This window comes from Aminobacter sp. P4_H6_2 (genome assembly GCF_056400805.1).
The window spans coordinates 1-9,147 of record NZ_JBFUKO010000171.1 but is presented as its reverse complement, the minus strand read 5'-3'; the positions used below and the strand labels follow the sequence as shown (position 1 = coordinate 9,147).

General features: G+C 62.5%; 10 protein-coding genes. 6 read left to right on the top strand and 4 right to left on the bottom strand.

Annotated elements, in window-relative coordinates; all coding sequences use genetic code 11:
• The coding region (locus tag AC1DUU_RS14330; RefSeq protein ID WP_476784075.1) for a type II toxin-antitoxin system death-on-curing family toxin at window positions 1-188 on the top strand (188 nt) is incomplete at its 5' end.
• Here the strand turns inward: AC1DUU_RS14330 and AC1DUU_RS14325 are convergent.
• The 4 genes from AC1DUU_RS14325 to AC1DUU_RS14310 all read right to left on the bottom strand — a co-directional run bounded on the left by AC1DUU_RS14325 (window position 185) and on the right by AC1DUU_RS14310 (window position 3,686).
• A complete protein-coding gene (locus tag AC1DUU_RS14325) occupies window positions 185-655 on the bottom strand; it encodes a GreA/GreB family elongation factor (protein ID WP_476784074.1) in 471 nt (156 codons plus the stop codon). The genes AC1DUU_RS14330 and AC1DUU_RS14325 overlap by 4 nt on opposite strands.
• A gap of 57 nt (window positions 656-712) precedes the next feature.
• The gene (locus AC1DUU_RS14320) at window positions 713-1,726 is read right to left on the bottom strand and encodes an asparaginase (protein ID WP_476784073.1); all 1,014 of its coding nucleotides are present in this window, start codon (window positions 1,724-1,726) and stop codon (window positions 713-715) included.
• 71 nt (window positions 1,727-1,797) lie between these two features.
• On the bottom strand, window positions 1,798-2,526 hold the full coding sequence (locus AC1DUU_RS14315) for an SDR family NAD(P)-dependent oxidoreductase (protein WP_476784072.1): 729 nt from the start codon (window positions 2,524-2,526) through the stop codon (window positions 1,798-1,800).
• Window positions 2,523-3,686 carry an acetyl-CoA acetyltransferase gene (locus tag AC1DUU_RS14310; RefSeq protein ID WP_476784071.1) on the bottom strand — a complete coding sequence of 388 codons (1,164 nt, stop codon included), beginning with the start codon at window positions 3,684-3,686 and terminating at the stop codon, window positions 2,523-2,525. The genes AC1DUU_RS14315 and AC1DUU_RS14310 overlap by 4 nt, the downstream gene beginning before the upstream one ends.
• Before the next feature lie 180 nt (window positions 3,687-3,866).
• On the opposite strand from AC1DUU_RS14310, the gene betI reads away from it, so the two are divergent.
• The 5 genes from betI to AC1DUU_RS14285 all read left to right on the top strand — a co-directional run.
• Window positions 3,867-4,460 carry a transcriptional regulator BetI gene (gene betI / locus AC1DUU_RS14305; protein ID WP_476784070.1) on the top strand — a complete coding sequence of 198 codons (594 nt, stop codon included), beginning with the start codon at window positions 3,867-3,869 and terminating at the stop codon, window positions 4,458-4,460.
• Window positions 4,457-5,983, top strand: coding sequence for a choline-sulfatase (gene betC / locus AC1DUU_RS14300; RefSeq protein WP_476784069.1), 1,527 nt, complete (start codon window positions 4,457-4,459; stop codon window positions 5,981-5,983). The genes betI and betC overlap by 4 nt, the downstream gene beginning before the upstream one ends.
• Window positions 5,983-6,984 (top strand): threonine/serine dehydratase, encoded by a 1,002-nt coding sequence (locus AC1DUU_RS14295; protein WP_476784076.1) that lies wholly within the window; start codon window positions 5,983-5,985, stop codon window positions 6,982-6,984. Before betC ends, AC1DUU_RS14295 begins: the two co-directional genes overlap by 1 nt.
• Window positions 6,977-8,629, top strand: a complete 1,653-nt coding sequence (gene betA / locus AC1DUU_RS14290; protein WP_476784068.1) for a choline dehydrogenase — start codon at window positions 6,977-6,979, stop codon at window positions 8,627-8,629. Before AC1DUU_RS14295 ends, betA begins: the two co-directional genes overlap by 8 nt.
• Window positions 8,630-8,686: 57 nt before the next feature.
• A partial coding sequence (locus AC1DUU_RS14285; RefSeq protein ID WP_476784067.1) for an aldehyde dehydrogenase family protein occupies window positions 8,687-9,147 on the top strand: 461 nt, incomplete at its 3' end.

The window sequence follows — 9,147 nt, the reverse complement described above, 5'->3', positions numbered from 1 at the left end:
CCTTCGTTGACGGCAACAAACGCACGGCAATCGTGGCAGCGGGCACATTCCTGGCAGTGAATGGTTATGAGATGACAGCCGACGACGGCTCGCTCTATTTGTTTGTCATGGGAGTCGCAGCTGGCGAGATCGATGAGGCAGGCGCGGTCGCTTTCTTCCGCGACCACACGGTCCCCATCGAGGTCTAGTTGCCCAGTTCGACGATTTCCCACTCGTGTCCGTTGACGGACGCGACCTCACCGACAGTCTTGCCGAACAGCGCAATCGCCATTGGTGAGGCATGGGAGATGCGGCCACTGGCTGCGTCAGCCTCGTCTTCGCCGACGATCTTCCAGACATTGCGCTTGCCGTTGTCATCCTCGATCACGACCTTCATGCCGAACCGGACGACGGTGCTGTCGGGTTCGGGAACAGAAACTTCGGCCGTTTCCCGGCGGGACTGCCAGTAACGCAGGTCGCGTGAGACAGTGGCGATGCGCTCGCGGTCGGCATCGTTCTCGGCCTTGGCCAGATCCTCGCGCAAGCTCGCAAGCTGGGCCTCGATATGGGCCAAACCCTGCTCGGTCACGAGGTTTCGCGATGCGCTGACCGGCCGTTCRCCGATGTCGGCAATCACATTTTCACTGTCGTCTTCACGGGTGAAAGCTCTGCTCATGACCTGAACCTAGGCGTTCGTTGCTCCGATAACAAGCCAGCTCATCTGACCGACTACTTACACTTTTAGAGTGAATGCGGGGGTAGGCCGAAGCGACGCAACTTCGATGCCGTTCCAGTTCTTCAGCACCGGCCTGGCCGCCTTGTTCAAGTTGTCCGCCAACGCGTGGTCATCCGCCAAAAGCATGGCCAGAACCGCCGCGATCATGGTCTCGGCAGCCCTACCCGCGCCGTCATCGCATTTCAGCGCGATACCGAGCCCAAGCTCAGGCACAGCCGCGCAAAAAACGCCCTCGGCGCCGACCTTGACGAAGATCCGTCCGGGTGCAGCCTGCATCAACTCCGTATCCGCCCTGTCGGTTCCAGCGACGAGAAAAGGTTCGGCCATGCAGGCCGACATCAACCGCCGCGCCGCCTTGGCCCGCTCGGCACCAACCCCGTTGCCAGTGACCATCCGTGCAAAACCCAGCGCGAGATTGTGCAGCGGCACGGCAAAGACCGGAATCGAACAGCCGTCTGTGCCCCGGTTGTCTTCGTTGTGGGGAGCGCCTGTTACAGCTTCCATAGTCTCGCGGATCATCTGCTGGAAACGATGCTCTGGCCTGACATAGCCTTGATGGGCGATACCAAGATGGCGGCAGGTGCAGACGAAAGCGGAATGCTTGCCCGAGCAATTGTTATGCAGCGCGCTTGGCGAGGCTCCGCTGCGCGCGAGTGCTATCATGGCATTCTGGTTCGAGGGCCAGTGCGCGCCGCATTCCAGCGCATCAGCTTCAAGACCTGCCTTGGCGAGCATCGCCTTGGCCAGTTCGGCATGAGCGACTTCGCCGGAGTGCGAGGAACAGGCAAGCGCCAGCTCGCGATCGCCGAAGCCATACGCGTCAGCCGCGCCGCTTTCGACGAAGGGTAGCGCCTGGATCGCCTTGACGGCCGAGCGCGGAAACACCGCCTGCTGCGTATCGCCCACCGCGAAAACCTGCTTGCCGCCGCCGTCGACGACGACGATCGCGCCACGGTGCACGCTTTCGACGAGTGTGCCACGCAGCACCTCGACCAGAACCGGATTTGTCATTGCTTGCGAGCCTTCATGCAGGTGCGGTCAATATTCGGGCGGTGTCCGCGACCATTGGATCCGGTCCGGCATCATGCCCCATCCCCCGATAGCCCGGCTGCGATAAATCCGCCATCCACGGCGAGCGTGTGGCCGTTGACAAAGCTTGCTTCAGGAGAAAGCAGGAAGGCGATTGCGGCGGCAATTTCCTCGGGCTCGGCCAGCCGCCCCGGCGGCATGTGACGCCGGTCGATCCCGCCATTGCCAGCGGCGTCTGCAGCAGTTGGGCCGGCAGCGATTGCGTTGACGCGAACGCCGCGATTGCCAAACTCCAGCGCCAACACTTCGGCCATAAGCTTGAGGCCCGCTTGCGATGCCGCGACGGCGAGTTGGCCGCGATGGGCACGCAACCCGGCAACCGTCCCGACATTGACGATGGACAGCGAAGCGCCCATCCGCTCAAGTGCCGCCTTGGCCGCGATGAAGGGTCCGACGAGGTTCACGTCGAGCGCTTCGCGCAGCATTTCGGCACTGGTGTCTTCGGCGCTGGCCAGTCGTCCAAATCCCGCGACCGCGACCAACCCACCTATGAGACCGAGACTATCCACCACCTGGTCGAAAGCCTCGGCGACATTGTCTTCGTCGGTCGGATCGGCCTCGATGAAAACAACATCGTCATTGCCAATGGCGTCCTCTGCAGCGGCAAGTGCTGCCCCATCGCCATCGATCATCGCCACCGGCCATCCATCCGCGATCAGGCGCTCGGCCACTGCAAGGCCGACGCCCGAAGCGCCACCGATGACCACGGCGGATTGCCTCATCTGATACGATCCAGGATAGAGACGTAATTGGCGACCGCAGCCCCCCCCATGTTGAAGATACCGCCAAGCTTGGGGTCCTTGACCTGGATGCCACCGGCCTCGCCAGTAAGCTGCATCGAGGTCAGCACATGCATCGACACGCCTGTCGCGCCGATGGGGTGACCCTTTGCCTTCAGTCCGCCCGAGGGGTTGACCGGCAGGCGACCGTCCTTGGCCGTGACCCCTTCCATCGCGATCCGGGCGCCTTCGCCACGCGGTGCGAGCCCCATTGCCTCGTATTCGATCAGTTCGGCAATGGTGAAACAGTCGTGCGTTTCGACGAAGGACAGATCGTCCAGCGTCACGCCAGCCGATTTCAGTGCCTTTGCCCAAGCCACTTCGCAGCCCTCGAACAAAAGGATGTCGCGCTTCGACATCGGCAGGAAATCCTGGACATGCTCGTTCGCGCGGAAGGCAACGGCGCGGCGCATGCGCAATGCCGTCGTGCTGTCGGTCAAGACGAGCGCTGCCGCGCCATCCGACACAAGCGAGCAGTCGGTGCGCTTCAGCGGGCCGGCAACAAAGGGGTTCTTCTCGCTTTCCTGCCGGCAAAACTCATAGCCGAAATCCTTGCGCATCTGGGCGTAGGGATTGTCGACGCCGTTCTTGTGGTTCTTGGCGGCGATCATCGCCAACGCGTCCGACTGGTCGCCGTAGCGCTGGAAATAGGCCTGAGCGATGTTTCCGAACACGCCTGCGAAACCGGCGGGCGTTTCACCATCCTCGGGCAGATAGGATGCCTTGAGCAGGTTCTTGCCGATCTCGGGGCCCGGCGTCGTCGTCATCTGCTCGGCGCCAACCACCAGCACGATGCGGGAGCCCGCGTTCACCGCGCGAATGCCCTGGCGTACGGCAGCCGAACCTGTTGCGCAGGCGTTTTCGACCCGCGTTGCCGGCTTGAAGCGCAGCCGGTCGTCGGCCTGCAGCACAAGGCTCGCGGTGAAATCCTGGGCAGAAAAACCGGCATTGAAATGGCCAAGCACGATCTCATCGACATCGTCCGGCCCGATGCCGGCATGCTCGAGCGCCTCGCTGGCGACCTTGGTTATAAGGCTTTCGAGCGTCTCGCCCTCAAGCTTGCCGAAACGCGAATGCGCCCAGCCAACGATGCACGCGGTCATTTCTGCCTCCAATCACAGAGCGCATGTTGCGCCAATTCAGGGGTAAATCCAACGCCCCTATTAAGTTCAATATTGAACAGATTTGATCCACTTTCAACGTCGGAAATAGGGCATTGGGCGGCGGAGTTTTTATTGATTGATGGCTCAATTAAAAATAGGCTTGGCGATGGAGGAGTTTGAATGCCCAAGGTCGGAATGGAGCCATTGCGCCGCAAGGCGCTGATCGACGCCACGATCTCGGCGATCGGCGAACGCGGCACGCTTGACGTGACCATGTCCGAGATTGCCGGACGTGCTGGCGTATCCGCCGCACTGGCGCATCACTATTTCGGCGCCAAGGAAGACCTGCTGCAGGCGACAATGCGCTATCTGCTGTCCGAATTGAACGCCGATTGCCGCGCAGCACTCAAGGCAAGCGTGACACCACGCGCCCGGGTTTCAGCGGTCATTTCGGTCAATTTCTCCGAGAAACAGTTCCAGCCCGAGACGATCGCCGCATGGCTGGCCTTCTATGTCGAGGCGCAAAAGTCGCCCGCTTTGCGCCGCCTGCTCCGGGTCTACGCGCGACGCCTGCATTCCAATCTGATGAGCGGGCTTTCAGCCGTTCTGCCGCGTTCGGAGGCCGAGCGGGTCGCGGAAACCACAGCCGCGCTGATCGATGGCCTCTACATTCGCCGGGCACTCAAGGACGGCGTGCCGGATGCCACGACCGCCGCCGCTCTGATCGAGGACTATCTCGAAACGAAACTCGCGGACGCAAAGGCCAGCGGATGACGAAACGGCCCAACATCCTGATCGTCATGGTCGACCAGTTGGCTGGGACTTTCTTTCCCGACGGCCCCGCCGATTTCCTGCATGCCCCGCACCTCAAGGCGCTGGCCGCGCGCTCGGCGCGCTTTCAGAACAACTACACCGCCTCGCCGCTTTGCGCGCCCGGCCGTGCAAGCTTCATGACGGGCCAGTTACCGTCCCGCACTCAAGTCTATGACAACGCCGCCGAATTCGCCTCGTCCATCCCTACCTACGCCCATCATCTGCGCGCCGCCGGCTATCACACCTGCCTGTCGGGCAAGATGCACTTCGTCGGTCCCGACCAATTGCACGGTTTCGAGGAACGGCTGACGACAGACATCTACCCGGCCGATTTCGGCTGGACGCCCGACTATCGCAAGCCCGGCGAACGCATCGACTGGTGGTATCACAATCTCGGTTCGGTCACCGGTGCGGGCGTTGCCGAGACCACCAACCAGATGGAATATGACGACGAGGTCGCCTTCCACGCAACGCAGAAGCTTTACGACTTCGCCCGCGTCTCGGATCAGGCCGAGCGGCAGCCATGGTGCCTGACCGTCTCCTTCACCCATCCGCACGACCCTTATGTCGCGCGGCGGCAATATTGGGACCTCTACGAGGATTGCCCTGCGCTTGATCCCGAGGTCGGCTTCATCGCAGCCGAGCAGCAGGACCCGCATTCGCAGCGGCTCTACCACGCCAGCGACTATGCCAGCTTCGACATAACGCCGGAGCAAGTGCGCCGCTCCAGGCGCGGCTACTTCGCCAACATCTCCTATCTCGACGACAAGGTCGGTGAACTCATTTCTGTGCTGGAACGCACGAGGATGGTCGACGACACGATTATCCTGTTCTGCTCCGACCATGGCGACATGCTCGGCGAGCGCGGCCTGTGGTTCAAGATGTGCTTCTTCGAGGGTGCTACGCGGGTACCTCTGATGATATCAGGCAAGGGCATACCGGCAGAATTGATCGAAGCGCCAACCTCCAATCTCGACGTGCTGCCGACACTCTGTGAACTCGCCGGTATAGACCTTAGCGCTATCATGTCCTGGACCGAGGGCCAGTCGCTCGTCCCTCTGATGCAGGGCGAGCAACGTACCGATCCAGTGTTGATGGAATATGCCGCCGAGGGCTCTTATGCCCCGCTGGTGGCGATCCGCGAAGGCCGCTTCAAGTTCGTCCACTGCGAGATCGATCCGCCGCAACTGTTTGATCTGGAATCGGATCCGCGCGAACTCACCAACCTAGCCACCGACCCGGCCCATGCCGACATGGTCACCACCTTCATGGCCAAGGTGCGGGCGCGCTGGGACATGGCGGCCTTCGACGCGGCAGTTCGCGAGAGCCAGGCACGGCGCTGGGTCATCTACCCCGCACTCCGCAACGGCGCCTACTCCCCTTGGGAATTCCAGCCGCTGCAGAAGGCTTCCGAGCGCTACATGCGCAACCACATGGATCTCAACGTGCTCGAAGAGAGCAAGCGGTTTCCGCGAGGCGAATGATGACCAAGACGACCGTTCCCACACTCGACCAACTCAGGCAGGCATACGCCGAAACCTCCCAGGCGACGCAGCTGACGCCACTGCTGGAGTCAACTGCGCTTGCCCGAGAAGTCGGAGCCGCGCGTGTCTTCGTCAAGGCAGAGTCGCTGCAATGGGCCGGCTCGTTCAAGGCGCGCGGCGCCTATTGGCGACTGAAGAAGCTCTCTGCACCCGAAGCTCGTCGCGGTGTGGTCGCCTACTCCTCCGGCAACTTCGCCCAAGGGCTCGCCGCAGCCGGCCAGGCGCTTGGCATCCCGGTGACCATCGTCATGCCGATCGACGCGCCAGCCGCCAAGCGTGAGGCAACGAAAGGTTATGGCGCGCGCGTCATGCTCACCGACCATGGCGACCGCGCCCGCGAGGAAGTCGCTTCCGCCAAGGCGCGCGAAATCTCGGAGACCGAGGGCTTGGTGTTGCTCCACCCCTTCGACAATCCCGAGATCGTCGCCGGCCAGGCAGGAGCAGGCCTTGAAGCACTCGATCAATTGGCGGCCAAGGGCGTCAGCGCCGACATCGTGCTTTGCCCGGTCGGCGGCGGTGGCCTGATCGGCGGCGTGTCGCTCGCCTTCCACTATCTGTCGCCCAAAACCCAGGTGTTTGCCGTCGAGCCGGAAGGTTTCAATGGCATGGGCACTTCGCTAGCCCATGGTGCCCAGGAGACCATGCCACTCGGGCCGAAATCCATCTGCGACGGGTTGATGGCGCGCCGGCCCGGCGATGCTCCCTACGACGCGGTGACAACAGCTGGCGTGCGTGGCGTGACCGTCGACGATGCCTCCGTCCGGCGTGCCATGAAGGTCGCCTTCGAGCGCCTCAAGCTGGTGCTCGAACCTTCCGGCGCCTCCTCTCTCGCCGCCCTTATGGAGAAGAAGGTCGATGTATCAGGCAAGACCGTCCTCCTCGTAGCAACCGGCGGCAACGTTTCGCTCGCCGACTTCATGGTCCATGTGAACAATGCTTGAAGCAGATTTCGTCATCATCGGCTCCGGTTCCGCCGGAGCGGCCATGGCCTATCGCCTTTCCGAGGACGGAAAGCACTCGGTGATCGTCATCGAATATGGCGGCACCGATTTTGGACCGCTGATCCAGATGCCGTCGGCACTGTCGTACCCGCTCAACATGAGCCGCTACGACTGGGGCTATTCCAGCGAGCCGGAGCCGCATCTTGGCGGACGGGTACTTGCTACTCCGCGTGGAAAAGTACTCGGCGGTTCGTCCTCGATCAACGGCATGGTTTATGTCCGCGGCCACGCCCACGACTTCGACCATTGGGCCGAGCAGGGTGCTGCCGGCTGGGGCTATGCCGATGTACTGCCCTACTTCAAGCGCATGGAGCACGCCAAGGGTGGCGAGGACGGCTGGCGCGGCACCAAGGGGCCGCTGCACATCCAGCGCGGCCCACGCAAGAACCCGCTCTATCAGGCCTTCGTCGAGGCGGGACAACAGGCCGGTTTCGAGATGACCGAGGACTACAATGGCTCGAAGCAGGAAGGCTTCGGCGCCATGGAGCAGACAATCCACCATGGCCGGCGCTGGTCGGTGGCCAATGCCTATCTCCGGCCGGCGCTGAAGCGGGGAAATGTCCGTATTGTCAATGGCTTCGCCCGGCGTGTGGTGATCGAGAATCAACGTGCGGTCGGCGTCGAGATCGAAGTTCGCAAAAAGATTCAGGTCGTTAAGGCACGACGTGAAGTGATCGTCGCTGCCTCCTCGATCAACTCGCCCAAGCTGCTCATGCTCTCGGGTATCGGCCCTGCGGCGCATCTTAGGGCGCATGGCATCGACGTCGTCGCCGACCGGCGCGGCGTCGGCCAGAACCTCCRGGACCATATGGAGCTCTACATCCAGCAGGAAGCGACGCAGGCCATCACCTTGCACTCGGTCTTCAACCCGTTCTCCAAGGCGCTGATCGGCGCTGAATGGCTGCTGTTCAAGACCGGCCTTGGCGCCACCAATCATTTCGAGGCGGCGGCCTTCGTGCGTTCGAAAGCCGGCGTCGACTATCCCGACATCCAGTTCCACTTCCTGCCGGCGGCCGTGCGCTATGACGGCAAGGCGGCGGCCAAGTCGCACGGCTTCCAGGCGCATGTCGGGCCGATGCGTTCCAAGTCGCGCGGCGCGATCACGCTGCGGTCGAACGATCCATGGGCCAAGCCGGAGATCCGCTTCAACTACATGTCTCACCCCGACGACTGGGCTGATTTCCGCCACTGTATCCGRCTCACCCGCGAAATCTTCGGCCAGTCGGCCTTCGAACCATTCCGTGGCCAAGAGATCTCGCCGGGCAAGCACGTTGACACCGACGAGCAGCTCGACACTTTCATCCGCGAGCATTCGGAAAGCGCTTACCACCCTTGCGGCACTTGCCGCATGGGCCGCGCTGATGACCCGACAAGCGTTGTCGATCCCGAATGCCGGGTCATCGGCGTCGATGGCCTCAGGGTCGCTGATTCCTCGATCTTCCCGAGGGTAACCAATGGCAACCTCAATGGCCCCTCGATCATGACCGGCGAAAAGGCAGCCGACCATATCCTCGGCCGCACGCCACTCGCCCCGTCCAACCAAGAACCCTGGATCAATCCGCGCTGGCAGGTCTCAGACAGATAGAGCATCATCCGGCCCGACCGGATATGACCGCCACGACATACAAAACTGGAGCACACGATGCGCGCCCAACCAAAAGCCTCGCACTATATAAACGGCCGCTTCGTCGACGATGAGCGCGGCACGGCGATCCCTGTCATCTACCCAGCGACCGGCGAAATCATTGCCTCACTGCACTCGGCCACCGCCAACATCGTTGAGCTCGCCGTCGAGGYGGCACGCGCTGCACAGCCGGCCTGGGCGCGGCTGAAGCCGGTGGAGCGCGGCCGCATCCTGCGCCGGGCCGCCGATATCCTGCGGTCGCGCAATGCCAAGCTGTCGAGGCTGGAAACGCTCGATACCGGCAAGCCGATACAGGAAACGCTGGTAGCTGACGCCGCGTCCGCCGCCGACTGCCTCGAATATTTCGCCGGCGCGATCGCGGCCTTCAATGGCGAGTATGTCGATCTTGGCGGGCCTTTCGCCTACACCAAGCGCCAGGCGCTTGGTGTTTGCGTCGGCATCGGCGCATGGAACTATCC

Bases quoted from the DNA above. Each gene is read 5' to 3' on its own strand.
- AC1DUU_RS14315 (WP_476784072.1), bottom strand. From the start codon at position 2,526: ATGAGGCAATCCGCCGTGGTCATCGGTGGCGCTTCGGGCGTCGGCCTT.
- betI (WP_476784070.1), top strand. From the start codon at position 3,867: ATGCCCAAGGTCGGAATGGAGCCATTGCGCCGCAAGGCGCTGATCGAC.
- AC1DUU_RS14320 (WP_476784073.1), bottom strand. From the start codon at position 1,726: ATGACAAATCCGGTTCTGGTCGAGGTGCTGCGTGGCACACTCGTCGAA.
- AC1DUU_RS14310 (WP_476784071.1), bottom strand. From the start codon at position 3,686: ATGACCGCGTGCATCGTTGGCTGGGCGCATTCGCGTTTCGGCAAGCTT.
- betC (WP_476784069.1), top strand. From the start codon at position 4,457: ATGACGAAACGGCCCAACATCCTGATCGTCATGGTCGACCAGTTGGCT.
- AC1DUU_RS14295 (WP_476784076.1), top strand. From the start codon at position 5,983: ATGACCAAGACGACCGTTCCCACACTCGACCAACTCAGGCAGGCATAC.